The sequence below is a fragment of the Stenotrophomonas sp. STEN046 genome (assembly GCF_056759755.1).
In genome coordinates this window covers 26,607-53,392 of sequence record NZ_JBRRDR010000006.1, presented here as the reverse complement: position 1 = coordinate 53,392, position 26,786 = coordinate 26,607, and the positions used below count along the sequence as shown (strand labels likewise).

The window sequence follows — 26,786 nt, the reverse complement described above, 5'->3', positions numbered from 1 at the left end:
CCTCCAGAGGACCTGCGCCCATGCTCCACCGCTTCCGTACCGTCTTGATCGTCCTGTGCACCCTGGCCCTGGCCGCTTGCGGCGATGGCATCGTCAAGCGTGTATCTGAACCGGCAGCGAGCCTGCAGCAGCTGACCGTGCAGGCAAATGGCGACTGGACCGTGGCACTGCGCCTGCAGAACTACAGCTCCATGCCGATGAGCTTCGACGATGTCTCGCTGGCACTGACCGTCGGCGATGCCGAAGCCGGCGCGCTGTCAGCCAAGCCGGGTATCTCCATCGGTGGCGTTTCCGCCGACGTCATCAACGTCACTCTCAAGCCGAGCCCGACCGCACGCCTGGTGATCGCCGATGCACTGGCCGGCAACCGCACCCTCGCCTACAGCCTGAAGGGCACGGTGTCGGCCACGCCGCAGGAAAAGAAGCAGCGCACCTTCGATATCAGCAGCCGCAGCACGCTCAACCAGGCCCCGGGCCTGCCCGGCGTGCTGCGCTGACCCCCGCCTTCCGCAGTGGCGCCCCGCGCCGCTCCCCCTGTCCCTGATCAAATCGAGACGCACCGATGAGCAGCTACACCGCCCCGCTTTCCGACCTTCGTTTCGGCCTGCACGATGTGCTCAAGGTCGAGCCGCTGTTTGCCCGCCTGGGCTTCACCGACGCCACCGCCGACGTGGTCGATGCCGTGCTGGAAGAAGCCGGTCGTTTCAGCGCCAGCGTGCTGGCGCCGCTCAACAGCGTAGGCGATGAGATCGGCTGCGTACTCGATCAGGCCAGCGGCGAGGTGACCACCCCGCCCGGCTTCAAGCAGGCCTACGACCAGTTCGTCGACGGCGGCTGGACCGGCCTGACCGCCTCGCCGGAGCTGGGCGGCCAGGGCCTGCCGCATACCCTGGGCGTGCCACTGAACGAAATGATCAATGCCGCCAACCTGGCCTGGGGCAACTTCCCGCTGCTTTCGCACGGCGCCATCGAAGCGCTGAAGCAGCACGGCGAAGCGTGGCAGCACGAAGCCTTCCTGAAGCCGCTGATCGAAGGACGCTGGACCGGCACCATGTGCCTGACCGAACCGCATTGCGGCACCGACCTGGGCCTGCTCAAGACCAAGGCCGAGCCGAATGCCGACGGCAGCTATTCGATCACCGGCACCAAGATCTTCATCACCGCCGGCGAGCACGACCTGACCGGCAACATCGTGCATCTGGTGCTGGCCAAGCTGCCTGACGCCCCGGCCGGCGCCAAGGGCATCTCGCTGTTTGTCACCCCCAAATTCAAGGTCGACCGCGACGGCAAGGTGGGCGAGCGCAACGCGCTGCGCTGCGGCTCGATCGAGCACAAGATGGGCATCAAGGGTTCGGTCACCTGCGTGATGAATTTCGATGGTGCGCAGGGGTACCTGGTCGGCCAGCCACACAAGGGCCTGCAGGCGATGTTCACCATGATGAACACCGCGCGCCTGGGTGTTGGCCTGCAGGGCATCGGCCTGTCCGAGCGCGCCTACCAGAACGCACTGAAGTACAGCCGCGAGCGCCTGCAGTCGCGCTCGCTGAGCGGTGCCAAGTTCCCGGACAAGGCCGCCGACCCGATCCTGGTGCACCCGGATGTGCGGCGCATGCTGCTGACCATCAAGTCGCTGGTCGAAGGCAGCCGCCTGCTGGCGCTGCACGCAGCCACCCTGATCGACGTCGCCCACCACGCAGAAGATGCCGGCGAACGGGAGCGCGCCGACACCCTGGTGAGCTTCCTGACCCCGATTTCCAAGGCCTGCCAGACCGAATGGGGCATCGAGAACACCTACAACGCCCTGCAGTGCTTTGGTGGCCACGGCTACATCCGCGAGCACGGCATGGAGCAGCTGGCCCGCGACGCACGCATCACCACGCTGTATGAAGGCACCACGGGCATCCAGGCGCTGGACCTGATCGGCCGCAAGACCGCGTCCAGCCAGGGTGCCGGCCTGAAGCTGATGTTGGCCGAGATCGAAGCATTCGCCAAGGAACACGAAGGCAACGAAGCGCTGGCCGAGTTCGTCGGCCCGCTGCGCGCCAAGGCTGCCGAATGGGGCAAGCTGACCATGGACGTATTGCAGCGCGCGGCGGCCAATCCGGACGAACTGGGCGCGGCCAGCTACGACTACCTGTTCTATTCGGGGTATGTGGTGCTGGCCTACTGGTGGGCCCGCAGCGTGGCTGCTGCCGATGCCAGCACGCACGGCGCGGCGTTCGCCCAGGGCAAGCGCGAGACGGCACGGTTCTACTTCGCCCGTGTACTGCCGCGCACCCTCAGCCATGCCGCGGCGATCCAGGCCGGTGCTGCCCCGCTGATGGCGATGGACGACGAACGCTTCGGCGCCTGAGCCGGGCGGCGCCCGGCACCTGCGGTAGTGCCGGCCGCTGGCCGGCAACCGCAACAGCAACAGCAACGGGACCCACCCCGCCGCCGACAGATTTCTGCTGCTGTTGGTAGGTGTCGACCTTGGTCGACACGGTACATCCACGCCGCGCGTGGATTAAAACCGCCGGAATCCATCTGGAGAAAAGCCCCCCTTTGTTAAGGGGGGCGCGCCAACGGCGCGGGGGATAGGAAGAATGCGCGGACCTGAATCCTGCGATTTGGGTTTCGCCCTCCAGGCGATACCCAAATCGCAATGATTCAGGTATAAGCTGTTTTCCCGATGGAGACAGACACTACACGCTTGGGTCTGATCGAAGCCGGAGCCTCGCTTTCTGCTCCGGGCGCCGAAGCATCGCCCAACGCCACGACGCTGCATCGCCCCGGTACGGTCCGGCTGCTTTCGCTTGATGCCCACGGACGCGTACTGGACTGGATCACCTGGCAGGACGCCGCCTGTCTCTATGCGCGCGAGGCCGTCGCCTGGACCCTTGGCGATCCCTGCCTGCACATCCATGGTGGGACAAATCGTCGCAGCGGGATGCAGAGTGGCATGGATCTGCACCCGATCATCGCCGCGCGCGGCCACGCCCGCTCACGCGCCATCGACCCCACTCCCAACCTGACCAATCCGGCACTGTTCGCCCGCGATGCCCATCTGTGCCTGTACTGCGGCCAGCAGTTCGGGCGCCCCACGCTCACCCGCGACCACGTCATGCCGTTGTCCAAAGGCGGCCTGGATACCTGGGAAAACGTGGTCACCGCTTGCTTCCACTGCAATTCGCGCAAGAGCGACCGCACCCCGCAGCAGGCCGGCATGCCGCTGCTGGCCGTGCCTTACCGGCCGAGCTGGATCGAGCATCTGATCCTGTCCAACCGCAACATCCTGGCCGACCAGATGGCGTTCCTGAAGGCGCAATTGCCCAAGCGCTCAAAACTGAGCACCTGAATCGCCGAAAATGCAACCCTCACCGTCCTGTCACGGGCGGCGGCGTTTGCTTGCCCCACCCCCGTTTGAGGGCGAAAATGGGCGTTCAGAACAAGTGCGAAGATGATGATCGACTCTGCCCGCTATCCCCGCCTCGCGCGCATCCAGACACCGGATGACCTGCGCACGTTCGACGAATCCGAATTGACGGCGGTCGCCGATGAACTGCGCGCCTACCTGATCGAATCGGTGGGCAAGAGCGGCGGCCACTTCGCCGCCGGCCTGGGCGTGATCGAACTCACCGTCGCCCTGCACTACCTGTACCAGACCCCGGTCGATCAGCTGGTCTGGGACGTGGGTCACCAGACCTACCCGCACAAGATCCTCACCGGCCGCCGCGACGAGATCCACACCGTCAAGCAGAAGGATGGCGTGGCGCCGTTCCCCAAGCGCGAGGAAAGCGACTACGACACCTTCGGTGTTGGCCACTCCTCGACCTCGATCTCTGCAGCGCTGGGCATGGCCATCGCGCGCCAGACCGAAGGTGACGACCGCAAGGTCGTGGCTGTGATCGGCGACGGCGCGATGACCGCCGGCATGGCGTTCGAGGCGCTGATGCACGCTGGCGGCATGGAGCCGGAACCGAACCTGCTGGTGATCCTCAACGACAACAACATGTCGATCTCCGAGGCCGTGGGCGGGCTGACCAAGATGCTCGGCCGCGCCACCGGCAGCCGTACCCTCAATGCGCTGCGCGAGGGCGGCAAGAAGATCCTCGGCGACAAGAAGAACAACCCCGCGCGCTTCGTCAAGCGCTGGGAAGAACACTGGAAGGGCATGTTCGTGCCCTCCACCATGTTCGAGGAAATGGGCTTCCACTACACCGGCCCGATCGATGGCCATGACCTGCCGGCGCTGCTGTCCGCGCTGAAGACGCTGCGCACCTCCAAGGGTCCGAAGCTGCTGCATGTGATGACCACCAAGGGCAAGGGCTACCAGCCGGCCGAAGGTGACCAGATCGGTTACCACGCCGTGGGCCCGTTCGATCCGGACAAGGGCCTGGTGGCCAAGACCGGCGCCAAGAAGCCGACCTATACCGATGTCTTCGGCGACTGGCTGTGCGACGCCGCCGCCGCCGAGCCGCGCCTGTATGGCATCACGCCGGCGATGCGCGAAGGCTCCGGCCTGGTGCGTTTCAGCCGCGAATACCCGCAGCGCTATTTCGATGTGGCGATCGCCGAGCAGCATGCCGTCACGCTGGCTGCAGGCATGGCCACCCAGGGCGGCAAGCCGGTGGTGGCGATCTACTCCACCTTCCTGCAGCGCGCGTACGACCAGCTGATCCACGACGTCGCCATCCAGGACCTGGACGTGCTGTTTGCGATCGACCGCGCCGGCGTGGTCGGCCCGGATGGTGCGACCCATGCCGGCAACCTCGATCTGAGCTTCCTGCGCTGCGTGCCGAACATGGTGGTGATGGCGCCTTCCAACGAAGCCGAGTGCCGGCAGATGCTCAGCACGGGCCTGCAGCACCCTGGCCCGGCAGCAGTGCGTTACCCGCGCGGCTCGGGTACCGGCGTCGATGCCGGCACCGATCTGTCGACACTGCCGATCGGCAAGGCGGAGCTGCGCCTGCAGGGCCGTCGCATTGCCCTGCTCGCCTTCGGCAGCACGGTCGCCGCTGCCGAACAGGTCGGCCGCGAACTGGGCCTGAGCGTGGTCAACATGCGCTTCATCAAGCCGCTGGATCGCGAACTGGTACTGGCCATGGCCAACCAGCACGAGGCGCTGGTGACGATTGAAGACAACGTGGTGGCCGGTGGCGCCGGTTCGGCCGTAGCCGAACTGCTCAATGCCGAGGACGTGCTGCGCCCGATCCTGCACCTGGGCCTGCCGGACAGCTACCAGCACCACGCCAGCCGCGAAGACCTGTTGGCCGAAGCCGGCATCGACGCTGCGGGCATCCGCGCGGCGGTCCTCAAGCGCTGGCCGCAGCTGGCGGCCGGCAACCCGCCGCTGAGCGCGGCGGGTTGAGGTAGATCCACGCCATGCGTGGATGGAACCATCGTGCGGACCAACGGTCCGCACCCACCAAAACCCCACCTCAGCCGTAACTGACCGCCTCGACAAAGGCGCCGCTGGACTCCACGCGCACCGAGGCACGCTGCCCGGTGTCGGTGAAATGCAGGCGCGCCAGGGTTTCGGCGAAATCAAAGGCTCGGACACCGTCGCGGAACTCGATCGGCTCCGGCTTGTCCGGGTGCAGCACGCGCCACTGGCGCTGCTCACATTGCAGTCGAATCAACATGCGTTGCTCACTCCTTGAACAGCGTATCGATGACGAAAGTGGGGGAACACGCCAGCCGCGACCTGGGTCGCCGACGCGAACCGGGACGCACAAGGCGTCCCGGGAGTCGACAATACGAGGAAAGAATTGTGATCGCTATCAGATTTTTCTGATCTTCAGCCGATTGCGTCGACCGCTCAGTTCACCAGGAACTGGCCCCTGCAGCCGTTGCTGACCCAGACGCCGCCGCGGTCCCAGCCCCACGTCTGTCCTTCGATGCAGGCACTGCGCGAGTCCTGCTTTACCAGGCGCACGCCACGTCGAATCGGTGCCTCGCAATGCTGCTGTCGACGGTCATTGGAATGGCAGGCAATCACCTGACCACCGCCGCCCCACTGGCTTCCGCCCCACCCGTTGCCACCGCCGCCAGGCCGACCGTACTGGCCGACAAACTCGGCACGGCAGCCCTGGGTGACCCAGACGCCATAGCGCGACTGCCCCCAGGTCTCACCCTCCACGCACGGCGAGCCGGACAGCTGGCGGATCATGCGCGCGCGCCCTTCCAGCCGGCACTCGTTGCTGCGGCCCTTGATGGATTCGCAGCGCACGATGCCATTGCCACCACGGTCATCGTAGCGATCGTCGTAGCCATAGTTCTGCGCCTGCGCGCCACCGGCGGCGGCCATCATCGGCAACAGAGCGTACGCCACGGTACGCCAGGTGAGTCCCTTGCCCATTCCACGTCTCCAGCTGAATACGATGGAAGCAAGCATCGGGGATTCGTCGTCCGCCGCACAGAGGGGGCCGCGACGGCAGTTTCTCTTCGTTCAAGCAACCCAACTGGACCTGACTGCAACCGGCAGTCGCAGCACCTGGATTTTCTGTCGCTGCCTGCGTGTCCCGTCATGGGGCACGCCGCTGTCTCAGTGGCCGAAATGCAGCGCATCCACCGTGTTACCCAGTGCTTCCACCCGCACGGTGCTGCGCTGGCCGGTACGCCGATGGTGTTCGCTGGCCCGCATGGCGGCCGCATCAAAGGCGGCGGCGCCGGTGCTGAAGGCTTCGGTCGAGTGTGTATGCGGGTCCAGGACGGACCACCGCTGGGCGCGGCATTGGACGGTGATGACCATGAAGGACTCCTGCGGTTGCTGGAAGGAGGGGAACGGCCCTGGCGGGGTCGATCTCCGAGGCCATCACCGTAGCGAGCCACTAGGAGAAGACCTATCGGATTAATCCGAAAAGCCCGTGCCTGCATCTCAGAAAGCGCCGCCCATCACATCCCTGAGGCCATTTAGCAAACGGATTCCGTGACCCTTGTCACGAAGTCAGCGGCGCTTCACACTATCGTCACCAACAGGGGCCCCTTCCACATGCGCACCTCTCTGCCACTGCAGCGCTCGACGCTGTTGAAGTTCTATTTCGCCGCCAGTTACGTCGTGCTGATCGAGGAGCTGGTGCGGGCAACGCTGAGTTGAAGGTGCGTCTGCAGCGCTTGCGGCTGCCGCAGGCACCCCGCACACCGGTTTACGGTAGGAGCCCTCGATGAAAGCCTTGTTCCTGATCCCGTTGCTGGCGCTGTCTGCATGCGCCAGCCCGGACAAGACAGCCCCGCAGGCCGATGCCGCACCCATGCTCGGTGGCGACCGCGATGCGCACGGCTGCATCGGCTCGGCCGGCTACCAGTGGTGCGAGCACAGCCAGCGCTGCGAGCGTCCCTGGGAACTGGCCCAGGCCCAGGGCCTGGCCAACACCGCCGAGGCGATCGATGCCTACTGCGCGACGCCGGCATCGCCGGCGCGCCGATAAGAGGCGCCCGGCATGTCCGACCTCGTACCGCTTCCCGCGCTGGTACCCGGCCGCTACCGCCACTTCAAGGGTGGCGAGTACCAGGTGATCGATGTCGTCCGCTGTAGTGAAACACTGCAGCCGATGGTTCTCTATCGTGCCCTGTACGACGAAAGCGGCCTGTGGGTGCGCCCGTACCCGATGTTCTTCGAGCAGGTACCCGGCGAACACGGCCCGCAGGCACGCTTTACCCGGATCGACTGATCCGCGCAGCTCACACCATGCGCACGCCAACGCCGCGCATGCTGGGGCACCTCAGCCACGCCCAACCCGCATGCGCCACACCCTGCTGATCGCTCTTGCCATGGCCAGCGCCCCCGCACTGGCTGCGGAACCGCCGGGCTTCGACCGCCCCGGCATCGGCTTCGGAACCGATACCGTTCCGCGTGGCGCGCTCGCTGTGGAAGCAGGCCTGCCCTCTTACGAACGTGATCGCGACCGCGATGGCGTGCGCAGCACATCCTTGTCCAGTGACCTGCTGCTGCGCACGGGACTGGCCCCCGGCTGGGAACTGCAACTGGCCGCCACGCCGTGGCAGCGCCAGCGCGAACGCGTTGCCGGCCTGCCGAGCACGCAGCAGCGCGGCGCAGGCGACAGCACGGTAGGCGTGAAATGGGCCGGCCCCGGCAGTACCGAGCGCACGGCGTGGGCGCTGCTGGCCAGTGGCGTGATCGCACGCGGCGACGCGGCCTTCAGCGACGGCCGCCAATACACGCTGGCCGCCAGCGTCGAGCACAGCTTCAATGACCGCTGGAGTGGCAGCCTGTATGGCAGCCACCAGCGGGGCGAGGGCCAGCGCAGCACGACCTGGTCACCCGGTCTGGCATTGGCGGCGACCGAGCGCCTCGGCCTCTATCTCGAAGCCGGTTTCACCCACAGCAACCATCAGCCCGACCAGTCCATCGCCGGTGCAGGCCTGACCTGGATGCTGCGACCGAACGTGCAGCTGGATGCCTCGTTCGATCTCGGCCTGGACCGCAACAGCCCGGACCTGCAGTTCGGGACGGGTATCGCGTTTTACCTGGACTGAGCATCGGCACCACCGTCGCGGCGGTGGCGCGGTACAATCATACCGCCCAGTCGGTTTCATCCCCGCCATGCCGGATTCATCGCCCCGCCCCCGCCGCAAGGCGCCCGACGACGTGCGCAAGGCCCTGCTGCACGCCACTGCCCATACGCTTGGCCGCTGCGGGCTGGCGGCACTTACCGTGCAGGAAGTCGCACGCACGGCCGGAGTGAGCAAGGGCGCGCTGTTTCATCATTTCAGCAGCAAGCAGGATCTGATCGAAGCAACCATGGTCTCTCTCATCGCCGAGTTCGAGAGCAAGGTGCGAGCGGTATTGCAACAGTCGCCTGCCCGCCACGGCGGTTTCAGCCGCGCCTATGTGCAGGTGAATTTCGAACACCTGTTGCAGCAGGAACAGATCAACGACCTGGGCCTGAGCATGGGCAATCTGCTGGAGCCGGCACTGCTGGTCTACTGGCGCACGTGGATGCGCGCCATGCTGGAAGAGTTCCCGGAAGAAGCAAGCGAGCCCCGCCTGTATGCGGCGCGCTGCGTTGCCGATGGCTACTGGGCGACCGCCTATGGACGGCCTTTCGAAGAGGACGAACGCCAGAATGCGCTGGCGATGGCCGGCGAGGCGTTGAAACTCTGCGACCCCATCTAATCAGGAACCGGCAATGAATCCGTATCTCTATCTCGCCGGCGCGATCGTGCTGGAAGTCATCGCAACCTCACTGCTGAAGGCCTCCGATGGCATGACACGCCTGGGCCCCACGCTGGGTGCACTGGCCGGGTATGGCGTGTGCTTCTACCTGCTGTCACTGACGATGAAGTCGATCCCCACCGGCATTGCCTACGCCATCTGGTCCGGCGTCGGCATCGTGCTCATCTCGCTGATCGGCCTGCTGGTGTTCAAGCAGCGCCTGGATACGCCGGCACTCATTGGTATCGGCCTGATCTGCGCGGGTGTGCTGGTCATCAACCTGTTCTCGCACAGCAGCGCGCACTGAGCGCGCTGCCGTGCCATCAGGCGACCTTGCCTAGGCGACCTTCTTTGCCACGGTCATGCCGATCAGGAACAGCACGACGGCAATGATGATGCCGGCCCAGAACAGGAACTTGGCGATACCCACCGAAGCACCGGCAATGCCGCCAAAGCCGAGCGCGCCTGCGATAAGGCCGATGACAGCGAAAATGATGGCCCACTTGATCATGTCGATCCTTTCCCTTGCCGGGAATGTAAACAGTGGGCTCAGGCTAGGCGGACTGCGATGCCACAGGCGTGAACGCCCCGCCGCAGTGGCGTGAAACCGCCAGCTCAGCGCGGGCGGAAGCGCAGCAGCGCAACCGCGAAGGCAAGGAACACGCTGCCGACCAGGCGTTCGAACCAGCGCTTTGCGAACGGCTTTGCCAGCCAGCGGCGCAGGCCATGGCCACCGGCGGCGTACATCACATACCAGAACAGCTCGCAGGTGGCGAAGGTGGCCACCAGCACGGTGTACTGCATCGCCTGGCCACGCGCAGGATCCACGAACTGCGGCAGGAACGCGGCGGCGAACAACAACAGCTTGGGATTGCTCAACCCCACCAGCAGGCCGCCGCGGAACACCGCAGCGACACCATGCACCGGTTCCAGCGGCGCATCGGCATCTGCCACGACCGGCGCCTGCCGCCAGCTGTCCCGCCAGGCTTTCAGGCCCAGCCAGGCCAGATAGGCCACGCCGAGATAGCGCAGCACATCGAACAGCATCGGCGAGGATCGCAGCACCGCGCTCAGGCCAGCGGCCGACGCGGCCAGCACCAGCAGCATCGCCAGCAGGCACCCTGCCATGGCGGGCACGCTGCGGCGGAAGCCGAGGCCGACACTGCGGCCCAGGATGTGCAGCATGTTCGGGCCGGGCGTACCACACAGCACGAACACCGTTGCCAGGAACCACCACCAGGTATGCAGGGCCATCACTTCATTCGCCGGGAAACGGCCTGCAAGGATAGGGCGCAGGCACGTTCACCGCTACGTACAGTGCTGTGCCGATTCGATGGCTACAGCCTGGCCCCTGCGCGCGGGCGCAAGCTGTGCTGCAATGGCTGTCCCTGCCACGGAGACACGCATGAAGACCTTGGGCCTGATCGGTGGCATGAGCTGGGAGAGTTCGGCGCAGTATTACCGGCTCATCAACGAGGAGGTGCGCTCGCGCCTGGGGGGTGCGCACTCGGCGCCGTTGCTGTTGTGGTCGCTGGATTTTGCCGGCATCAAACAGCTGCAGCATGACGGCAACTGGGACGCCCTGGCCGTGGAAATGGTCGATGCCGCACGTCGGCTGCAGGCTGGTGGTGCCGAGTTGCTGCTGATCTGCACCAACACCATGCACAAGCTGGCCGGCCAGATCGAAGCGGCCTGTCCGCTGCCGCTGCTGCATATCGCCGATCCGACCGCCACCGCGATCGTGGAGGCGGGTTTCAAGCGCGTCGGCCTGCTCGGCACGGCCTTCACCATGGAGGAAGACTTCTACCGTGGCCGCCTGAGCGAGCGCTTCGGCCTGGACGTGCTGGTGCCCGACGCTGAAGACCGCAGCCGGGTGCACGCCATCATCTACGAAGAGCTGATCGCCGGCGTGGTCAGTGAGCATTCGCGGCAGGTGTATGTCCAGGTGATCGAGCGCCTGGTCGCCCGCGGCGCCGAAGCGGTCATCCTCGGCTGCACCGAGATCATGCTGCTGGTGCGGGCCGAAGACAGCCCGGTACCGCTGTTTGACACCACTGCCCTGCACGCACGCGCGGCGGTGGATGCCGCACAGGACTGCATCGCGTGATCGCGGGCAGCGTCGAGCCTGCTCGACGCTGCAGACGGATCAATCGCCGCTACCCTGCCTGGATTTCCAGCGAGGTCACCAGCCACTCCACCACCGGTGGCGAATCGCACAGGAAGAACACTGCATCACCACCACGGGCTTCGGTCATCATCCGGTAGACACTGATGGCCACGCCGGACTGGCTGGCGATGAAAATCTCGCCGCTGCGCGGCCCTTCTGCCTGCCGCGACACCAGCCGCAGTGCGTGGCGTGCCGCAACGGTATCGCCCGGTTCGGCCTCGCGGCTCAGTTCCGGCCCGCGCAGACCCCACGCAACAAAAACCCGCTTGCCCTTGAACGTCGTGTCCAGGACCTGCACGTCGGCCGTGCCTGCGCCGGCCGACCGATGAATGACGATACTGCTGATCAACGCAACCCCCTGTGGTCGTCGTGGTCCGCACATCCTTGTCCGCACCCGTGCAGGCAACCGGGCCGAAGCCCGGAGGCCGCGTCCACAGGCGCTGCAACGTGTAAATAACTGTAAGCCGATGCAATCGGATGTGCCCCGGATGATACGGGATGTAAACCACTGCATGTGCCGGCGAATACTTCTAAATCCGTCCTGAGCCGGCGAACGTGGCGTCCACCGCGTGGCCCCGCGCGTAGGCCATTCTTGCGCCCCGTCCCCCCTCCGAGGTTGCAATGAATCTTCGCCTGCTCCTGCCCGTGGCCAGCGCCGCGCTTGCCCTGCTGTTGGCCGCCACTGCCGTCTCGGCCCAGGATTACGGCAGCGGATCATCGCCGCGCATCACCTGCGAATCGCATTTCAACAAGACCCAGCAATGCCCGTTCGAAGGCCGCGCTCGACTGGCCCGGCAGTTGTCGGTTACCCGATGCGTGGAGGAAGACAACTGGGGCCAGCGCCGCGGCATGCTGTGGGTTACCGATGGTTGCCGCGCCGAGTTCGTTGCTGACGACCGCGGCAGGGGCCGCTGGCCGAGGCGAGATCGTGATGATGACGGCGAGCGGGTGGTCTGCGAGTCCTACGCGCAGAAGGAAAAGCAGTGCCGTGTCCGCGTCCGCCACGACGTACGGCTGGTCAAGCAGAAATCGGTCACCCCCTGCGTTGAAGACCGCAACTGGGGCTGGGACAGGCGGGGGATCTGGGTCAGCGACGGCTGCCGCGCCGAATTCCGCGTCTACTGAGGCCGGTGGTTGCCCACCCGTCCCGCTAGAATGACGCTCCCACAGCAGGAAGCACGGCATGGAACGCTGGTATCTGGCAACGTTGCTGTCACTGGTGCTGCATCAGATCGATGCTGCGTTCTGGCACGAGTGGCGGATGTTCCATGTACCAGGCGGCATCCAGGGCTTTCTGCTGTTCAACCTGGTTGCCATCGGCGTGCTGTTGCGTGGCTATCGCCAGGTTGTGCTGAAGCTGCCTTCTGCACGCCGCTACGCGCTGCTGTGCGGCGCGTTGGGCGTGGCCACCACACTCATCCATGCCGGCTTCGCCGCGCTCGGCCGCGACGAATTCAACCTGCCCCTTTCGCTGCTTGCGCTGCTTGCCTGCCTGCTCTGCGGCAGCGCATTGCTGCTGCGGAGCCGGCCGCGATGAACCTGCAGATACGGGCAGCGACAGACATCGATCTGCCGGCACTGATCGCAGTGGACAGTGTCGCTGCCGTCGACTCGCGGCGGCGTGCGCAGATCGGCCACTGGCTGGTGGAGGCCGAGGTGCACGTTGCCCTGCTCGATGATTCGGTGGTGGGCTACCGGGTGCAGCATCAGCACTTCTTTGCCGAGGCTTTCATCGAGATGCTGATGGTCGCCGGCCCGCTGCGCGGACGCGGCATCGGCAGCGCCCTGCTTTCCCACGCCACGTCACGCAGCGCGGGCAAGCGGCTTTTCAGCTCGACCAACCAATCCAACCTTGGCATGCAGCGGCTGCTGGCCACCGCCGGCTTCCAGCAGTGCGGCATCGTGCATGGGCTCGATGCAGGCGACCCGGAACTGATCTACCGCTACGCCGCAGGCTGAGCAAGGCAGGCACTGACGCGTGCCTCCAGCAGCGCCCTCAGCGCAGGATCCATGCAGCGGTAGTCGTCCGGGATATCCAGGCAGTGCAGTGCCTTGTATTCCAGCAGGCGGGCAAACTGTGCCTGCAGCCGATGCTGGTGCTTGGGCTCCATCACCAGGATGGCATCGGCCCAGCGGATATCCGCTGGGCCGATGGGCCGGCGTGCATGCGGGCTGGTACCCGCCGAACGCGCACTGAAGCCTGGCCGCTGCCGCCACATCGCTTCGGCGGTGGGGCTGCGCAGCTGGTTGCGGCTGCAGACGAACAACAGATTCATCATCCCTGATCCAGCAGTTGGCGCGGGCTGAGCACCGGATAGGTGAAGCCCAGCTGGCGCGCACGCAGCAGCTTGTCGCTGCGCGTATACATCAGCTTCCAGTTCTTTTCCGGCTTGTGGATCGGCTGTGGTGCCGTGTGGTCGCCACCGTGATGGCGGGCCTGCGTGCGCCTCCAGGCGCGGTTCCTGTGTGTATCCATGATCGTGTTCTCGTGGGTTACCGGGGTCAGCAGCCGCGGTAGTACGAGTGCGCGCAGGATACAACGGCGCAACAAAAAAGCCCACGCATTGCTGCGCAGGCTTGTCTGTTTCATCACAGTGGTCGGGACGGCCGGATTCGAACCGACGACCCTCTGCCCCCCAGGCAGATGCGCTACCAGGCTGCGCTACGCCCCGACTGATGCTGCGATGTGCCCGCCGGTGTGGCGGGCCGTGAAGTATAGCGGATCACGCTGGGTTTGGGTCACCGGCGAAGCAATTGCAGCACTTCTTCCAGTTCCATCCGCACCTGCTTGATGATCTGGTTGCTCAGCGCCGATTCCTCGCGTGCATCCGGACCGTCCAGGCGCAAGCGCGCGCCACCGATGGTGTAGCCCTGTTCGTACAGCAGGCTGCGGATCTGCCGCACCATCAGCACGTCATGGCGCTGGTAGTAGCGGCGGTTGCCGCGGCGCTTGGCCGGCTCAAGGCTGGGAAACTCGGTTTCCCAGTAGCGCAGCACATGCGGCTTGACGTCGCACAGTTCGCTGACCTCACCAATGGTGAAGTAGCGCTTGGCCGGAATCGGCGGAAGTTCGCGGTTACTGCCCGGATCCAGCATAAGCTTCCACCCTCTCCTTGAGCTTCTGGCCCGGACGGAAGGTGACTACCGTACGGGCGGAAATCGGAATTTCCTCGCCGGTCTTGGGGTTGCGGCCCGGGCGCTGGTTCTTGCGCCGCAGATCGAAATTGCCAAAGCCCGACAGCTTCACCTGACGTCCCTGTTCCAATGCTTCACGCAGCACATCGAAGAACGCGTCGACGAATTCCTTGGCTTCCCGCTTGTTCAGACCGACTTCGTCGAACAGCTTTTCCGCCATCTCCGCCTTGGTCAATGCCATTGCCTGCTACCCCCGAGTGCTGCCCGCTCAGCCGCGGATCCGGGCGTGGTGTTCACGCTCGATGGCAGTGACCGCCTCGGCCACCACCGCTTCCACGTCGCGGTCCGTCAGAGTGCGCGACTTGTCCTGCAAAATCAAGCCCATAGCGAGACTCTTGAATCCCGGCTCGACACCCTGGCCGACGTAGCGGTCGAACAGGTTCAGCTCGCGCAGCAACGGGCCGGCAGCCTGGCGAAGGGTTGCGGCCAGGTCGCTCCAGGCCACCTGTTCAGGCACCAGCACCGCCAGGTCGCGGCGCACCGCCGGGTAGCGCGACAGCTCGCCGGCGCGCGGCAGCGCACGCGCAGTCAACGCTTCCAGATCCAGCTCGAAGGCATACACGTCCACGTCGATGTCCATGGCCTTGGCCAGGCGCGGATGGACCTGGCCGATCCAGCCGATCGCCACGCCATCCCGCAACACTTCGGCCGAACGCGCCGGATGGCCGAAGGCGCGATCCGACGGACGGAATTCCAGCACCGCACCGCTGGCAGCAGCCAACGACTCCAGATCACCCTTCAGGTCATGGAAGTCGACCTTGCGGGTCGGCAGGCCCCACTGCACCGACTGCGCATCGCCGCAGACCGCCGCTGCCACGCGCGGGGTTTCCAGCGGCGCCGGCTGGCCGTCGCCGGCCTGCCGGGCGAACACGCGGCCGATCTCGAACAGGCGCACCCGGCCGAGCTGGCGCGCAGCATTGCGGCCCAGGGTGGCCACCAGGCCCGGAAGCAGCGCCGGACGCATCACTGCAAGTTCGGCCGACAGCGGGTTGGCCAGCGGCACCAGGTTATCGCGCAGCTGCCAGTGGCCCAGCAGGGCATCATCGACAAACGCGAAATTCACGGTTTCCTGCAGATCACGCGCCACCAGCTGGCGGCGCACGCTGAGCGTGTCGAGCTGGGTCTCGGTCGGCATGGCGATGCGCGAGGCGCCGCCCGGCAACGTGGTCGGAATCAGGTCGTAGCCGTGGATACGGGCCAGTTCTTCGATCAGGTCTTCTTCAATGGCGATGTCGAAGCGGCGGCTTGGCGCGGTCACCTGCCAGCCCTCGGCCGTGGCGCTCACGCCCATGCCCAGTGCGCGCAGGATGCGCTCCACTTCCGCATCTTCGATGCTGATGCCGAGCACGCGGACGATGCGGGCGCGGCGCAGGCCGATCGTGGCCTGCTGCGGCAGATCGCCTTGACGCACCGCTTCAGTGACCGGCGCCGGCGTGCCACCGGCCAGATCCAGCACCAGCCGGGTAGCGTATTCGATGGCAGTACGCGGCAGTGCCGGATCGACGCCACGCTCGAAGCGATGACCCGCGTCGGTATGCAGGCCCAGTTTGCGGCCACGGCCCATGATCGCGGCTGGCGCGAAGTGCGCGGCCTCCAGGAACACCGCTGTGGTGACATCGGTGACGCGGGTGTCGAAGCCCCCCATCAGGCCGGCCAGGCCCACCGCGCGATCCGCGTCGGTGACCACCAGGAAGCTGTCGTCCAGCGCGGCGTCGCGGCCGTCCAGCAGCTTGAGGGATTCGCCGGCACGTGAACGGCGAACGCCGATCGTGCCCTGCAGGGTGCCCAGGTCGTAGGCATGCATCGGCTGGCCCAGTTCCAGCATCACGTACTGGGTGATGTCCACCAGCAGCGAGACCGGGCGCACGCCACTGCGGCGCAGGCGCTCGGCCATCCACAGCGGCGTCTTCGCAGCAGCATTGACGCCTTCGATGACACGACCAAGGTAACGCGGCGCTTCGGCACCGGCGTCGAGCTGGATCGCCAGTTCACGGCTGCCCGTGGCGGCGATCGGCTCGGCGATGAAATCCAGCACTTCACTGCGGGTTGCCGCAGCCACGTCATAGGCGATGCCGCGGATGCTGAAGCAGTCCGCACGATTGGGGGTCAGCTTGATCTCGATGCTGGCATCCGGCAGGCCCAGGTACTCGACCAGCGCCTGGCCGACCGGTGCGTCGTCCGGCAGTTCCAGCAGGCCGGAAGCATCATTGTCCAGGCCCAGCTCCTTGGCCGAGCACAGCATGCCGTTGGACTCCACGCCACGCAGCTTGGCCGGCTTGATCTTCAACTCACCGATCTGCGCACCGACCATCGCCAGCGGCGCGACCAGGCCCGGGCGTGCATTCGGTGCGCCACAGACGATCTGCAGCAGTTCGCCCTGCCCGGCGTCGACCCTGCACACCTGCAGGCGATCGGCTTCCGGGTGGCGCACGGCGTCGACGATGCGTGCCACGACCACATGCTCAAAGCCATCGCCAAGCGCGGTCACCTCTTCCACTTCCAGGCCGATGGCGGTCAACACCGCACTCAGTTCATCGCGCGGGGCGCTGGTCGGGACGTGGCTGCGCAGCCAGTTTTCGGAGAATTTCATGGTGTCACCCTGGTGGGCCCGGCGCATGCGCCTGGGCCTGCGTTGTTGAGTCCGCCGGGCATGGCCCGGCGCTACCTGGTGGTTTACGCGAACTGCTTGAGGAACCGCACATCGTTCTCGAAGAACGCGCGCAGATCGTTGACGCCGTAACGCAGCATCGCAAAGCGCTCCACGCCCAGGCCGAAGGCGAAGCCGGTGTAGCGCTCCGGATCGATGCCGACGTTGCGCAGCACGTTCGGATGGACCATGCCGCAGCCGAGCACTTCCAGCCAGCGGGTGCTGCCATCGGGCTGCTGCCAGGCGATGTCCACTTCCGCACCGGGCTCGACGAAGGGGAAGTAGCTGGGGCGGAACCGCATCTCGAAATCGCGCTCGAAGAAGGCGCGCACGAATTCGGCCAGCGTGCCCTTCAGGTCGGCGAAGGTGGAATGCTCATCGACCAGCAGACCTTCCACCTGGTGGAACATCGGCGAATGGGTCTGGTCGCTGTCGCTGCGGTAGACCTTGCCGGCGGCGATCATGCGCAGCGGCGGCTGGTGCTCGCCCATGTAGCGCACCTGCACACCGGAGGTATGGGTACGCAGCAGGCGACCATCACCAAAGTAGAAGGTGTCATGCATGGCGCGCGCCGGATGATGCGGCGGGAAGTTCAGCGCCTCGAAGTTGTGCCAGTCGTCCTCGATCTCCGGCCCTTCGGACAACTCGTAGCCCAGCCGGCCAAAGATGCCGGTGATGCGCTCCAGGGTGCGGGTGATCGGATGCAGGCCTGCACGCTCGCCGCTGCGGCCCGGCATGGTGATGTCGATCGCCTCGGCAGCCAGTCGCGCGTCCAGCGCAGCGTCTTCCAGCACCGCCTTGCGCTCGCCCAGCGCGCTGCTCAGCGCGTCGCGGGCCTGGTTGATGGCTTCACCGGCCGCCTTGCGCTCGTCGGCCGGCAGCGCACCGAGCTGCTTGAGCTGCGAGGTGATGCTGCCGCTCTTGCCGAGCAGGGCCACGCGCAGCTGTTCCAGCGCGTCCGGGCTCTGCGCGGCGGCCACATCGGCCAGCGCCTGGGAAGTGAGGGATTGGATGTCGCTCATGGGTAGCCGGAACTCCAGTCGGTCTGCCATCGCGATGCGCGAAGGGTCGCGCCGTCGCCACCGCTTGCCGGTCGCCCGCCGTCTGCACGGCGGCGCCCGGCACAAAAAAGAATGGGGAAGGACTTGCGCCCTTCCCCATGCATTGCCTCTACCTGACACCGTTCTCCGCGAACGGCAACGGCATCGGGAAGGACTTATGCCGCCAGTGCGCCCTTGGCCTTTTCGGCCAGTGCAGCAAAGCCAGCTGCGTCGTGCACGGCGATGTCAGCCAGGACCTTGCGATCCAGGGTGATGCCAGCCTTCAGCAGGCCGTTCATGAAACGGCTGTAGCTCAGGCCGTTGATGCGGGCAGCCGCGTTGATGCGGGTAATCCACAGCGAACGGAAGTTGCGCTTCTTCTGCTTACGGCCGATGTAGGCGTACTGCTGTGCCTTGATGACCGCCTGCTTGGCGACGCGGAAGACCTTGCGACGGGCATTGTAGTAGCCCTTCGCCAGATCAAGGATTTTCTTGTGGCGGCGACGCGCCTGTACGCCACGCTTTACTCGTGCCATGTGTCAGTCCTCAGAGGTAGGGAAGCATGCGGTCCAGACGGCCTGCGTCTTCTGCGCGGACGTGATTCGTCTGACGCAGGTTACGCTTACGCTTGGTCGCTTTCTTCGTGAGGATGTGGCTACGGTTGGCGTGGCCGCACTTGTACTTGCCCGAGGCGGTCTTGCGGAAACGCTTGGCCGCCGCCCGGTTGGTCTTGATCTTGGGCATTGCAATGTCCTTGATGGGATATGACCCTGGTTTCTGACTGATCTGGCGGTGGCCTTGGCCACTCTTTCCGTCCTGCCATGATCGGCGTACGACCCGTCCTGGGTGGGTCGAGCCGGGCATGATACAGGCAAATCGGCCCTGTAACCAGCCCCCACACCCTTTTCACACGGGTTTCCACATCGGGACACGCAGCGCCTGTCCCACAAAAGCAAAAGGACGCCAGCGGCGCCCCTTCACCTTCATCCATTCAGCCGCCAGGCGCCCCGGAAGGCAGCCCGTCAGGCCTCAGGTCTTCTTCTTCGGCGCGATCATCATGACCATCTGACGCCCTTCCAGGCGCGGACGGGACTCGATGACGATGTCTTCACCCAGATCACCCTCGATCCGGCTGGCCATCTCGCGACCCAGTTCCTGATGGCTCATCTCGCGGCCACGGAAACGGATGTTGACCTTGATCTTGTCGCCTTCTTCAAGGAAACCACGCATCTTGCGCAGCTTGATCTGGTAGTCGCCCTCGTCCGTGACCGGACGGAACTTCACTTCCTTGATCTCGACCTGCTTGGTCTTCTTCTTGGCCTCGCTGGCCTTCTTCTGCGCTTCGAACTTGAACTTGCCGAAGTCCATGATCTTGCAGACCGGCGGATCAGCCTGCGGCTGGATCTCGACCAGGTCCAGACCTTCGTCCTCGGCCATGGACAGCGCTTCGTCGCGCGTCAGCACGCCGATCATTTCTCCGTCACTGCCGATCACGCGGACGCGCGGCACACGGATTTCCTGATTCTTGCGGTTCTGTTTGTTGTCAGGGGTACTGATATTGCGATCTCCCAAGGGTGTCGAACCCGGCCCGGGCGCCTTTGCGCACGGGCCGGACCTTTGATTACGCGCCCTCGGCCTGGAGCCGCTCGATGAAGGCCTGGAGGCTCATGCTGCCAAGATCCTCGCCAGAACGCGTACGCACCGCCACAGCGCCGTTTTCCTTCTCGCGGTCACCAATGACCAGCAGGTACGGCACGCGCTGCAGCGTGTGCTCGCGAATCTTATAGCCGATCTTCTCGTTACGCAAATCGGCGTTGACGCGGAAGCCTTGCTCCGCAAGGCTTTTGGTCACCGCAGAGACGTATTCAGCCTGCGCATCGGTGATATTGGCCACCACCACCTGGGTCGGCGCCAGCCAGACCGGGAACTGGCCGGCATGGTGCTCGATCAGAATGCCCAGGAAACGCTCCATGGAGCCGACGATCGCGCGGTGCAGCATCACCGGATGCTTCTTCTGGCTGTTCTCGTCCACATACTCGGCGCCGAGGCGGCCGGGCATCATGAAGTCGACCTGCATCGTGCCCAGCTGCCAGGTACGGCCGATGGCGTCCTTCAGGTGGTACTCGATCTTCGGGCCGTAGAAGGCGCCCTCGCCCGGCAGTTCCTGCCATTCCACCCCGCAGCTGGACAGTGCCGAGCGCAGCGCGCCCTCCGCCTTGTCCCAGGTGGCGTCATCGCCCAGGCGCGATTCGGGGCGCAGCGCAATCTTGACCTGGATCTCATCGAAGCCGAAGTGCTGGTACACCGCCAGCGCCTGCTGGTGGAACGCGGTCACTTCCGCCTCGACCTGGTCTTCGGTGCAGAACACGTGGCCGTCGTCCTGGGTGAAGCCACGCACGCGCAGGATGCCGTGCAGCGCGCCGGACGGCTCGTTGCGGTGGCAGGCACCAAACTCACCGTAACGGATCGGCAGATCGCGGTAGCTGTGCAGCCCCTGGTTGAACACCTGCACGTGGCCCGGGCAGTTCATCGGCTTGAGCGCATAGGTGCGCTTTTCCGATTCGGTGAAGAACATCGCGTCCTGGTAGTTGTCCCAGTGGCCGGACTTCTGCCACAGCGACACGTCCAGGATCTGCGGGCAGCGCACTTCGCCGTAGCCGGTCTTGCGGTAGACCTTGCGCATGTACTGCTCGACCACCTGCCACAGCGCCCAGCCCTTCGGGTGCCAGAACACCAGGCCCGGGGCCTCTTCCTGCAGGTGGAACAGGTCCTGCTGCTTGCCGATGCGGCGGTGATCGCGCATCTCCGCTTCCTCGATGCGCTTGATGTACGCATCGAGCTGCTTCTTGTCGGCCCAGGCGGTACCGTAGACGCGCTGCAGCTGTTCATTCTGCGCATCGCCGCGCCAGTAGGCGCCGGAGATGCGGGTCAGCTTGAAAGCCTTCAGGAAGCGCGTGTTCGGCACGTGCGGGCCACGGCACATGTCCACGTATTCCTGGTGGTAATACATGCCCATGGCCTGGATGTCATCGGACATGTCCTCGATCAGGCGCAGCTTGTAGTCCTCGCCGCGGGCCTTGAAGATCTCGATGACTTCCGCACGCGGCGTCACCTTCTTGATGACGTCGTAGTCCTGGGCGATCAGTTCGCCCATGCGCTTTTCGATCGCCGCCATGTCTTCCGGGGTGAACGGACGCTCGGAGTAGATGTCGTAGTAGAAACCCTCGGCGATCACCGGACCGATCACCATCTTCACGTCCGGGTACAGCTGCTTGACCGCATGGCCGACCAGGTGGGCGCTGGAGTGGCGGATGATCTCCACGCCCTCCTCGTCCTTGGCGGTGATGATGCGCAGGGAAGCGTCGTGGTCGATGACGTCACTGGCGTCGACCAGCACACCATCCACCGAACCGGCGATGGTGGCCTTGGCCAGGCCGGCGCCGATCGACTGGGCGACCTCCATGACGCTGACGGGGTTTTCGAATTCGCGGCGGCTGCCGTCGGGAAGAGTAATGGTGATCATTGCAGTGGCTTCGTGCAGGGCCCGGCTGAGCGGGCTGGAAAGCGTTCCCGGGCGGATGCCCGGACATGAAAAAAGCGCCGCGAGGGCGCCTGGAATGCAGGGCCTTCGGGGGCAGGTCAACAGTGGGCGGTGGTAGTGCTCATGTCGCACGCTCGGCCGGCGCTGGGCGCGGGCCACCTTGGTTCCAGGGAAAGAGTGCCAATGATCTTAAACCAGTGGCCGACAAAGCCCAAGCGGCGCCTGAATGGCGCTCGCTGGCGGCGTGAAAACGCAATGATTACCATGTCCGCGCAGCCGGCTTCCGTGCCAGCCTGCCCGCTTCCCCCAGGATCCTGCAATGCGCCACCCGCCCCGACCGGCAGCCGCCGGTCCCGCCCGTGCTCCGCGTTCACCGGCCACATGCCGGCCCCGGAGCCGACGATGATCACCGTTGGCCTGTCGACCCTGGGCTTCTGCAGCCTGGGCATGTTGTCAGCGATGTTCTCCGCGACGGCCTTCTATGCCGCCTCCCCCCACTGCCGCTGGCCGCGCCTGCGCCGTGCCGGGCGCCTGGGCCGGCAGATCGGGCTGGTCGCTGCCGTGGCCGCACTGTGGCTGTGGATGGCCGAGCTGGGCTTTGCCGCCGGTCTGGTGGCGATGCTGTGCACCTGGATGCTGGCGGCCATGCTGCTGCCGGCACTGGCCGCCTGGCACCGCCCCGATGCGGAGCCACGCTGATGTGGGCGCGCGGATTGGCGGGTATTTTCGCCGGCTTCTTCCTGGCCGCCGCCGCAACCGGCCTGGTGGCCTGGCTGCCGCCCGGCCCTTGGCAGAAGGCCCTGGTGCCCAGCCTGATCGCCTTCGTGCCACTGTGGATGCTGGCTGCACTGTGGGCCTTCAGCTTCCGCAGCGCGCTGCGCGCCTGGGTGGTGCTGCCGGTCTGCGCCGCCAGTGGTTTTGCCGTGCTCGGCCTGCTGCGCCTGAGTGGCGCGGTGCAATGAGATTGATCGCATGAAATTCAGTTCGCAGACCCTGCGCACGTTCACCACCCTGCACACCTGGGTCGGCCTGATCGCCGGTTTCGGCCTGTTCGTGGCCTTCTATGCCGGCGCGCTGACCCTGTTCCACCACGATCTGCCGCTGTGGCAGACACCGGGCGCGGCAACCGCGCTGCCGGCCGACCTGGATGATGCCCAGTACCTGCTCGACGATGTACTGGCCACCCATGCCGAAGCGCGCCGCCATGTCGGCATGACGTTCCCCGGCGCCGACCATCCGCAGCCGCTGGCCTACTGGCAGGCCGACGATGGCAGCTGGCGTTATGCGTGGCCGGGACAGACCGCCGGCAGCCCGACGCCGCCGCAGACCGGGTTGGCAGAACTGGTCAACGAGCTGCACTACAGCCTGGGGCTGCCGGTGGCCGGCATCTATGTGATGGGCATCGTCAGCCTGCTGTATGGCATGGCCCTGCTCAGCGGCCTGGTGATCCACCTGCCCAAGCTGCTGGGTGACCTGTTCGCGCTGCGCCCGGGCCGCAACCTCAAGCAGCAATGGCAGGATGCGCACAACGTGATCGGCGTGCTCAGCCTGCCGTTCCACCTGATGTTCGCGGTGACCGGTGCCCTGCTCTGCCTGGTGTTCATGCAGATGGCCGTGCTCAACCCGCTCATCTACGACGGCAAGGCCCTGCAGGCGGTGCCGACTGCGATGGATACCGCCCCGCTGCGCGCGGCAAGCGGCATCCCCGCTGCGCCGGGCAGCCTGCGCGTACTGCATGCGCGGGCACTGGAAGTTGCGCGTGCGCAGGGCGTGGCCAACTTCGAGCCGGCCTACCTGAAACTGGCCAATGGCGGTGATGCCAACGCCACCATCGAGATAACCGGTGAGGCCAGCGGCACGCTCGGCCCACTGGGCGCCGTCGCCCTGGACGTGGAAAGTGGCCGCCTGCTGGCCAGCCAGCTGCCCGGCCATCGCGATGCCAACCATGCCACGCTCAGTGCCGCCTACGCGCTGCATTTCGGCGAGTTCGGCAACGGCGTGGTGGTCTGGCTGTACTTCCTGCTCGGGCTCGGCGGCGCCTTCCTGTTCTATTCGGGCAACCTGCTGTGGATCGAGTCACGGCGCAAGCGCCGCCAGCCGCAGCAATCGCGCGCGGCGATCAACATGGCGCGGGCCACCGCAGGTGTCTGCATCGGCCTGTGCGTGGCGATCTCGGTGGCCTTCGTGGCTGCACTGGTGCTGGAGCGGGTGGCACCTGCGGCGGTTGATCCTGGCATCCGCTGGGCCTGCTTTGCGACCTGGGCGGCGTGCGCGCTGTGGGCATCGGCGCGCCGTCCCTCGCAGGCCGCGCGTGAGCTGCTGTGGGCAGCGGCAATCAGCACGGCGCTGGTGCCGGTGGCGCACGGCGCGCTCAATGGCGACTGGCTGTGGCTGGCCGCAGCACGCGGCCACTGGCCCCTGTTCTGGGTCGATGCGGTAGCGATGGCGATGGCTTTCGGCTTCGCCCGCCTGGCCGTTGCCAGCCAGCGGCGGGCGCGCAACGGTGACCCGAACAGCGTCTGGGCCGATTGAGCATCCGCCGGGCATGGCCCGGCGCTACCGAAGCGGTCAATCGCCGATGCGGGCCTTCTGCCACGGGCCGAGCATCGCGTTGAGCAGGCTGGCCTGTTCGTCGTCGCCGGTCAGTTCCCACATGAACACCCCGGCCAGCCCATGCTCGCGGGCGAACTGCGCTCGCAGGCCGATCGAACGCGGGTCTTCATAGCTGATGAAGATCTTCTGTTCCGGGTTGTACAACCACGGGCTCTGCGCCTGCGGCTGCCAGTGCTTCGTCCAGCCGGGCTGATCGAGATAGCGTGCCTTGATGACCCGCCAATCGCCGGCATCGGCCGGTGCGCTGTAGGCCTGGTACAGCCCGTCGGCGGATTCCCCGGTGACCTTGAACCCGCGGCCGTAGAACGGCACCCCCAGTACCAGCTTTTCGGCCGGCACACCGTGCTCACGGTAGTACTGCACTGCGCCGGCAACGTTGTTCCAACGGCGCAGCGCCGGCGCCAGCGGATCGGCCGGCACTTCCTGCAGCGGTGCATTGAAGGTCGACACCGACGAGAAGCCGGTGCCCATGTCGTAGCTCATCAGGTTGATGAAATCGAACACCTGGGCCAGCGCCGGCAGATCGTAGCTGGCAGCGGGATCGTACGGCCCGTCGGTCTGCAGGCGACCGGACGCCAGCGCCGCGGTCAGCAGCATCGGCTGCCGGATTTTCCTGCCCTGCGCATCAAGGGCGGTGCGGAAGGCCTGGGCCAGCCGGGTCAGGTTGGCGCGATCCTGCGGCCGATGTGCAAGCTCCTTCGGGCCACCACTGACCGGGAACTCCCAGTCGATGTCCACGCCATCGAAGCTGCCTGCATGGCGTTCGAAGAACAGCACCATGCACGAATCGACCAGGCGCTTGCGGCTGGCGTCGGTGAGGGCGGCATCGGAGAAGCCACCCGCGCCCCAGCCACCGATCGAGATCAACGTACGCAGGTGCGGATGCCTGCGCTTGAGCTCGGCCAGTGCGGCGAAGTTCGCCGGCGCCTCGGCGCCGATCGCGCAACGCCCGTCCTCGATGGTGGAGAACGCATAGAACAGATGGGTGAGCCGTTCGGCGGGGATGCTCGACACCGGGTAGCGCTCGGCGGAACCGCCGGGGTAGTACGCACCGAAGATCGGCGGTTGCGCCGGTTGCGCCTGCGCGGCGATGGGCAGGGCGGCGGCGATCAGCACTGCAAGTACTGCCACGGTCTGGCGGAACATGGACACTCCCGGGTCAAAGGCGCAGCCACGTTAGCAAACAGATGGGGCAATGGTGCCGATGTCCGTGCATGTCGTCCCATGGACAGGCACCCGCCGATGCAAACCGCCATTGAAGTGGCCCAGCCGTGCCTAAAACACCTCGCTGCAGGACAACACACGACCTGCTTCGGCTAAGGTGGCGCTGTATTTTCACCGGCACACGGACATGACCGAAGACCACGACGCAGACGGCGAGCTGCTTGACGACGAAACCCTGGAAAAGCTGCAGGCGATGGAGGCACGCGCCTACGCCGCGTTTGATGCGGGCGAGCTGGCCGATGCGGCCGCGCTGTTCGGCGAACTCATCGAACTGACTCCCGGCCTACCCAATCTGCACTACATGCGCGGTCTGGCGCACAAATACCTGCGTGACTGGCCCGCTTCACTGCAGGACAACCTGCGCTCGGAACAACTGCGCGACGAATTCGATGTCGCTACCGCGTGGAATGCCGGCATCGCCGCAACCGGTGCCGGCGACTGGGCGCAGGCGCGCAGGCAATGGACCCGATGCGGCATCACCCTTCCCGAAGGCGAAGGCCCGATCGAGGGCGATTTCGGTGTCGCCTGCGTGCGCCTCAATCCGTGGTCCGACGCCGAGACCGTCTACATGCGCAGGCTGGACCCGGTGCGCGCGCGGGTGGAGAACGTACCGTTGGTGGAGAGCGGGTTCCGTTTCGGCGACATCGTGCTGCACGACGGCGCGTCCACTGGCCACCGCACCTACGGTGAGCGCCAGGTGCCGGTGTTCAACGCCATGCAGCGCCTGCAGCAGTCGGACATGGCGACCTACGCGGTGTTCGTGCAGTGCGATACCGCCGAGGACATCGCCGCGCTGCGTGAACTGACCCTGCCAGGCATCGGCCTGGTCGAAGACTGGACGCATTCGGTACGCCACCTGTGCCTGCGCTGCAGCTATGGCACGCCACACCAGCATGATGACGCCGGCGACGACGACGAGGATGGCTGGGAACAGGAACGCAACCTGGGCATCGCCGCGCAGGGCCGGGCTGCGGTGGAAAAGCTGATGGCGGTGTGGATCGCAGGCGGCGCAGGCCGCGCGCTGGATGCGATCGAGCAGCGCGAGCATCCGCTGCCTGAGCCGGAACCCGGGCAGGTCTGGTGGCTGGGGCACGAAGAAGAGGAAGAAGAAAACGCATAGCGTCGAGCCGGCTTGATCGCCGTACGTGCGAGCCGGCAGACACGATTGACACTGCAGGCAAAGAAAAAGCGGGCCGAAGCCC

Annotated in this window: 34 protein-coding genes and 1 tRNA gene; 17 read left to right on the top strand and 18 right to left on the bottom strand. The window is 65.9% G+C overall.

Annotation, left to right across the window (positions count from 1 at the left end; all coding sequences use genetic code 11):
• Nucleotides 1-20 precede the first annotated feature (20 nt).
• The 4 genes from ACVOLJ_RS04935 (at nucleotide 21) to dxs (ending at nucleotide 5,350) form a co-directional block, all read left to right on the top strand.
• Entirely contained in the window at nucleotides 21-497 is a 477-nt protein-coding gene (locus tag ACVOLJ_RS04935) for an LEA/WHy family protein (RefSeq protein WP_475280302.1), read from the top strand.
• Between the two features lie 65 nt (nucleotides 498-562).
• Nucleotides 563-2,353: an acyl-CoA dehydrogenase C-terminal domain-containing protein gene (locus tag ACVOLJ_RS04930; protein WP_481563602.1), complete on the top strand. Its 1,791-nt coding sequence runs from the start codon at nucleotides 563-565 to the stop codon at nucleotides 2,351-2,353.
• Between the two features lie 318 nt (nucleotides 2,354-2,671).
• Complete coding sequence (locus ACVOLJ_RS04925; protein ID WP_475280304.1) at nucleotides 2,672-3,337, top strand: HNH endonuclease; 666 nt, start codon at nucleotides 2,672-2,674, stop codon at nucleotides 3,335-3,337.
• 105 nt (nucleotides 3,338-3,442) lie between these two features.
• Nucleotides 3,443-5,350 (top strand): 1-deoxy-D-xylulose-5-phosphate synthase, encoded by a 1,908-nt coding sequence (gene dxs, locus ACVOLJ_RS04920; protein WP_481563601.1) that lies wholly within the window; start codon nucleotides 3,443-3,445, stop codon nucleotides 5,348-5,350.
• A 70-nt stretch (nucleotides 5,351-5,420) separates the two neighbouring features.
• Here dxs and ACVOLJ_RS04915 read toward each other — a convergent pair whose 3' ends face one another.
• The 3 genes from ACVOLJ_RS04915 to ACVOLJ_RS04905 form a co-directional block, all read right to left on the bottom strand.
• Nucleotides 5,421-5,624, bottom strand: a complete 204-nt coding sequence (locus ACVOLJ_RS04915) for a hypothetical protein (RefSeq protein WP_475280306.1) — start codon at nucleotides 5,622-5,624, stop codon at nucleotides 5,421-5,423.
• A 176-nt stretch (nucleotides 5,625-5,800) separates the two neighbouring features.
• On the bottom strand, nucleotides 5,801-6,340 hold the full coding sequence (locus ACVOLJ_RS04910) for a DUF3011 domain-containing protein (RefSeq protein ID WP_475280307.1): 540 nt from the start codon (nucleotides 6,338-6,340) through the stop codon (nucleotides 5,801-5,803).
• A 186-nt stretch (nucleotides 6,341-6,526) separates the two neighbouring features.
• A complete protein-coding gene (locus tag ACVOLJ_RS04905) occupies nucleotides 6,527-6,733 on the bottom strand; it encodes a hypothetical protein (RefSeq protein WP_475280308.1) in 207 nt (68 codons plus the stop codon).
• Nucleotides 6,734-7,145: 412 nt separating this feature from the next.
• On the opposite strand from ACVOLJ_RS04905, the gene ACVOLJ_RS04900 reads away from it, so the two are divergent.
• From ACVOLJ_RS04900 to ACVOLJ_RS04880, 5 genes are all read left to right on the top strand, one after another.
• Entirely contained in the window at nucleotides 7,146-7,409 is a 264-nt protein-coding gene (locus tag ACVOLJ_RS04900; protein ID WP_481563600.1) for a hypothetical protein, read from the top strand.
• Nucleotides 7,410-7,421: 12 nt separating this feature from the next.
• Complete coding sequence (locus tag ACVOLJ_RS04895) at nucleotides 7,422-7,652, top strand: DUF1653 domain-containing protein (protein WP_475280310.1); 231 nt, start codon at nucleotides 7,422-7,424, stop codon at nucleotides 7,650-7,652.
• Between the two features lie 70 nt (nucleotides 7,653-7,722).
• Nucleotides 7,723-8,478 (top strand): transporter, encoded by a 756-nt coding sequence (locus ACVOLJ_RS04890; RefSeq protein WP_475280311.1) that lies wholly within the window; start codon nucleotides 7,723-7,725, stop codon nucleotides 8,476-8,478.
• Nucleotides 8,479-8,590: 112 nt separating this feature from the next.
• Nucleotides 8,591-9,118 (top strand): TetR/AcrR family transcriptional regulator, encoded by a 528-nt coding sequence (locus ACVOLJ_RS04885; RefSeq protein ID WP_475280312.1) that lies wholly within the window; start codon nucleotides 8,591-8,593, stop codon nucleotides 9,116-9,118.
• A gap of 13 nt (nucleotides 9,119-9,131) precedes the next feature.
• The gene (locus ACVOLJ_RS04880; protein WP_475280313.1) at nucleotides 9,132-9,464 is read left to right on the top strand and encodes an SMR family transporter; all 333 of its coding nucleotides are present in this window, start codon (nucleotides 9,132-9,134) and stop codon (nucleotides 9,462-9,464) included.
• Between the two features lie 30 nt (nucleotides 9,465-9,494).
• Here the strand turns inward: ACVOLJ_RS04880 and ACVOLJ_RS04875 are convergent, their stop codons facing one another.
• Both ACVOLJ_RS04875 and ACVOLJ_RS04870 read right to left on the bottom strand, forming a co-directional pair.
• On the bottom strand, nucleotides 9,495-9,668 hold the full coding sequence (locus ACVOLJ_RS04875) for a DUF1328 domain-containing protein (protein WP_475280314.1): 174 nt from the start codon (nucleotides 9,666-9,668) through the stop codon (nucleotides 9,495-9,497).
• Between the two features lie 104 nt (nucleotides 9,669-9,772).
• Nucleotides 9,773-10,411, bottom strand: coding sequence for a LysE family translocator (locus tag ACVOLJ_RS04870; RefSeq protein ID WP_475280315.1), 639 nt, complete (start codon nucleotides 10,409-10,411; stop codon nucleotides 9,773-9,775).
• Nucleotides 10,412-10,535: 124 nt separating this feature from the next.
• Here ACVOLJ_RS04870 and ACVOLJ_RS04865 point away from each other — a divergent pair, with 124 nt between their 5' ends.
• Nucleotides 10,536-11,264 (top strand): aspartate/glutamate racemase family protein, encoded by a 729-nt coding sequence (locus tag ACVOLJ_RS04865; protein ID WP_481563599.1) that lies wholly within the window; start codon nucleotides 10,536-10,538, stop codon nucleotides 11,262-11,264.
• Between the two features lie 49 nt (nucleotides 11,265-11,313).
• Here ACVOLJ_RS04865 and ACVOLJ_RS04860 read toward each other — a convergent pair whose 3' ends face one another.
• A complete protein-coding gene (locus ACVOLJ_RS04860) occupies nucleotides 11,314-11,673 on the bottom strand; it encodes a hypothetical protein (RefSeq protein WP_475280317.1) in 360 nt (119 codons plus the stop codon).
• A 272-nt stretch (nucleotides 11,674-11,945) separates the two neighbouring features.
• Here ACVOLJ_RS04860 and ACVOLJ_RS04855 point away from each other — a divergent pair, with 272 nt between their 5' ends.
• The 3 genes from ACVOLJ_RS04855 to ACVOLJ_RS04845 are packed head-to-tail and all read left to right on the top strand — an operon-like array spanning nucleotide 11,946 to nucleotide 13,283.
• On the top strand, nucleotides 11,946-12,449 hold the full coding sequence (locus tag ACVOLJ_RS04855; protein ID WP_475280318.1) for a DUF3011 domain-containing protein: 504 nt from the start codon (nucleotides 11,946-11,948) through the stop codon (nucleotides 12,447-12,449).
• Nucleotides 12,450-12,507: 58 nt separating this feature from the next.
• A complete protein-coding gene (locus tag ACVOLJ_RS04850) occupies nucleotides 12,508-12,861 on the top strand; it encodes a DUF6713 family protein (RefSeq protein WP_475280319.1) in 354 nt (117 codons plus the stop codon).
• A complete protein-coding gene (locus ACVOLJ_RS04845) occupies nucleotides 12,858-13,283 on the top strand; it encodes an N-acetyltransferase family protein (RefSeq protein ID WP_481563598.1) in 426 nt (141 codons plus the stop codon). The genes ACVOLJ_RS04850 and ACVOLJ_RS04845 overlap by 4 nt, the downstream gene beginning before the upstream one ends.
• Here ACVOLJ_RS04845 and ACVOLJ_RS04840 read toward each other — a convergent pair.
• The 11 genes from ACVOLJ_RS04840 to thrS all read right to left on the bottom strand — a co-directional run bounded on the left by ACVOLJ_RS04840 (nucleotide 13,268) and on the right by thrS (nucleotide 21,729).
• Complete coding sequence (locus ACVOLJ_RS04840; protein WP_481563597.1) at nucleotides 13,268-13,600, bottom strand: low molecular weight protein tyrosine phosphatase family protein; 333 nt, start codon at nucleotides 13,598-13,600, stop codon at nucleotides 13,268-13,270. The genes ACVOLJ_RS04845 and ACVOLJ_RS04840 overlap by 16 nt on opposite strands.
• A complete protein-coding gene (locus ACVOLJ_RS04835) occupies nucleotides 13,600-13,800 on the bottom strand; it encodes a hypothetical protein (protein ID WP_475280322.1) in 201 nt (66 codons plus the stop codon). Before ACVOLJ_RS04835 ends, ACVOLJ_RS04840 begins: the two co-directional genes overlap by 1 nt.
• Nucleotides 13,801-13,919: 119 nt before the next feature.
• A tRNA-Pro gene (locus tag ACVOLJ_RS04830) sits at nucleotides 13,920-13,996 on the bottom strand.
• A 67-nt stretch (nucleotides 13,997-14,063) separates the two neighbouring features.
• Nucleotides 14,064-14,420: a MerR family transcriptional regulator gene (locus ACVOLJ_RS04825; protein ID WP_005410431.1), complete on the bottom strand. Its 357-nt coding sequence runs from the start codon at nucleotides 14,418-14,420 to the stop codon at nucleotides 14,064-14,066.
• Nucleotides 14,401-14,700 (bottom strand): integration host factor subunit alpha, encoded by a 300-nt coding sequence (locus ACVOLJ_RS04820; RefSeq protein WP_005410432.1) that lies wholly within the window; start codon nucleotides 14,698-14,700, stop codon nucleotides 14,401-14,403. Before ACVOLJ_RS04820 ends, ACVOLJ_RS04825 begins: the two co-directional genes overlap by 20 nt.
• 27 nt (nucleotides 14,701-14,727) lie before the next feature.
• Nucleotides 14,728-17,109, bottom strand: a complete 2,382-nt coding sequence (pheT, locus tag ACVOLJ_RS04815) for a phenylalanine--tRNA ligase subunit beta (protein WP_481563596.1) — start codon at nucleotides 17,107-17,109, stop codon at nucleotides 14,728-14,730.
• A gap of 83 nt (nucleotides 17,110-17,192) precedes the next feature.
• Nucleotides 17,193-18,188 (bottom strand): phenylalanine--tRNA ligase subunit alpha, encoded by a 996-nt coding sequence (pheS, locus tag ACVOLJ_RS04810; protein WP_481563595.1) that lies wholly within the window; start codon nucleotides 18,186-18,188, stop codon nucleotides 17,193-17,195.
• 194 nt (nucleotides 18,189-18,382) lie between these two features.
• A complete protein-coding gene (rplT, locus tag ACVOLJ_RS04805) occupies nucleotides 18,383-18,742 on the bottom strand; it encodes a 50S ribosomal protein L20 (protein WP_005410435.1) in 360 nt (119 codons plus the stop codon).
• A 10-nt stretch (nucleotides 18,743-18,752) separates the two neighbouring features.
• Nucleotides 18,753-18,950 carry a 50S ribosomal protein L35 gene (rpmI, locus tag ACVOLJ_RS04800; RefSeq protein ID WP_002811096.1) on the bottom strand — a complete coding sequence of 66 codons (198 nt, stop codon included), beginning with the start codon at nucleotides 18,948-18,950 and terminating at the stop codon, nucleotides 18,753-18,755.
• 285 nt (nucleotides 18,951-19,235) lie between these two features.
• Entirely contained in the window at nucleotides 19,236-19,778 is a 543-nt protein-coding gene (gene infC / locus ACVOLJ_RS04795; RefSeq protein WP_089236282.1) for a translation initiation factor IF-3, read from the bottom strand.
• 49 nt (nucleotides 19,779-19,827) lie between these two features.
• On the bottom strand, nucleotides 19,828-21,729 hold the full coding sequence (gene thrS, locus ACVOLJ_RS04790) for a threonine--tRNA ligase (RefSeq protein WP_475280325.1): 1,902 nt from the start codon (nucleotides 21,727-21,729) through the stop codon (nucleotides 19,828-19,830).
• A gap of 420 nt (nucleotides 21,730-22,149) precedes the next feature.
• On the opposite strand from thrS, the gene ACVOLJ_RS04785 reads away from it, so the two are divergent.
• From ACVOLJ_RS04785 to ACVOLJ_RS04775, 3 genes are read left to right on the top strand one after another with little or no spacing between them, the layout of a single operon-like run.
• Complete coding sequence (locus ACVOLJ_RS04785; protein WP_475280326.1) at nucleotides 22,150-22,446, top strand: hypothetical protein; 297 nt, start codon at nucleotides 22,150-22,152, stop codon at nucleotides 22,444-22,446.
• Nucleotides 22,446-22,709 carry a hypothetical protein gene (locus ACVOLJ_RS04780; protein ID WP_481563594.1) on the top strand — a complete coding sequence of 88 codons (264 nt, stop codon included), beginning with the start codon at nucleotides 22,446-22,448 and terminating at the stop codon, nucleotides 22,707-22,709. Before ACVOLJ_RS04785 ends, ACVOLJ_RS04780 begins: the two co-directional genes overlap by 1 nt.
• A gap of 10 nt (nucleotides 22,710-22,719) precedes the next feature.
• On the top strand, nucleotides 22,720-24,279 hold the full coding sequence (locus ACVOLJ_RS04775) for a PepSY-associated TM helix domain-containing protein (protein WP_481563593.1): 1,560 nt from the start codon (nucleotides 22,720-22,722) through the stop codon (nucleotides 24,277-24,279).
• A 36-nt stretch (nucleotides 24,280-24,315) separates the two neighbouring features.
• Here the strand turns inward: ACVOLJ_RS04775 and ACVOLJ_RS04770 are convergent, their stop codons facing one another.
• Complete coding sequence (locus ACVOLJ_RS04770) at nucleotides 24,316-25,506, bottom strand: glycoside hydrolase family 18 protein (RefSeq protein WP_481563592.1); 1,191 nt, start codon at nucleotides 25,504-25,506, stop codon at nucleotides 24,316-24,318.
• Between the two features lie 205 nt (nucleotides 25,507-25,711).
• Between ACVOLJ_RS04770 and ACVOLJ_RS04765 the strand changes: the two genes are divergently transcribed.
• Nucleotides 25,712-26,704 carry a tetratricopeptide repeat protein gene (locus tag ACVOLJ_RS04765; RefSeq protein WP_475280330.1) on the top strand — a complete coding sequence of 331 codons (993 nt, stop codon included), beginning with the start codon at nucleotides 25,712-25,714 and terminating at the stop codon, nucleotides 26,702-26,704.
• The last annotated feature ends 82 nt before the right edge of the window (nucleotides 26,705-26,786 follow it).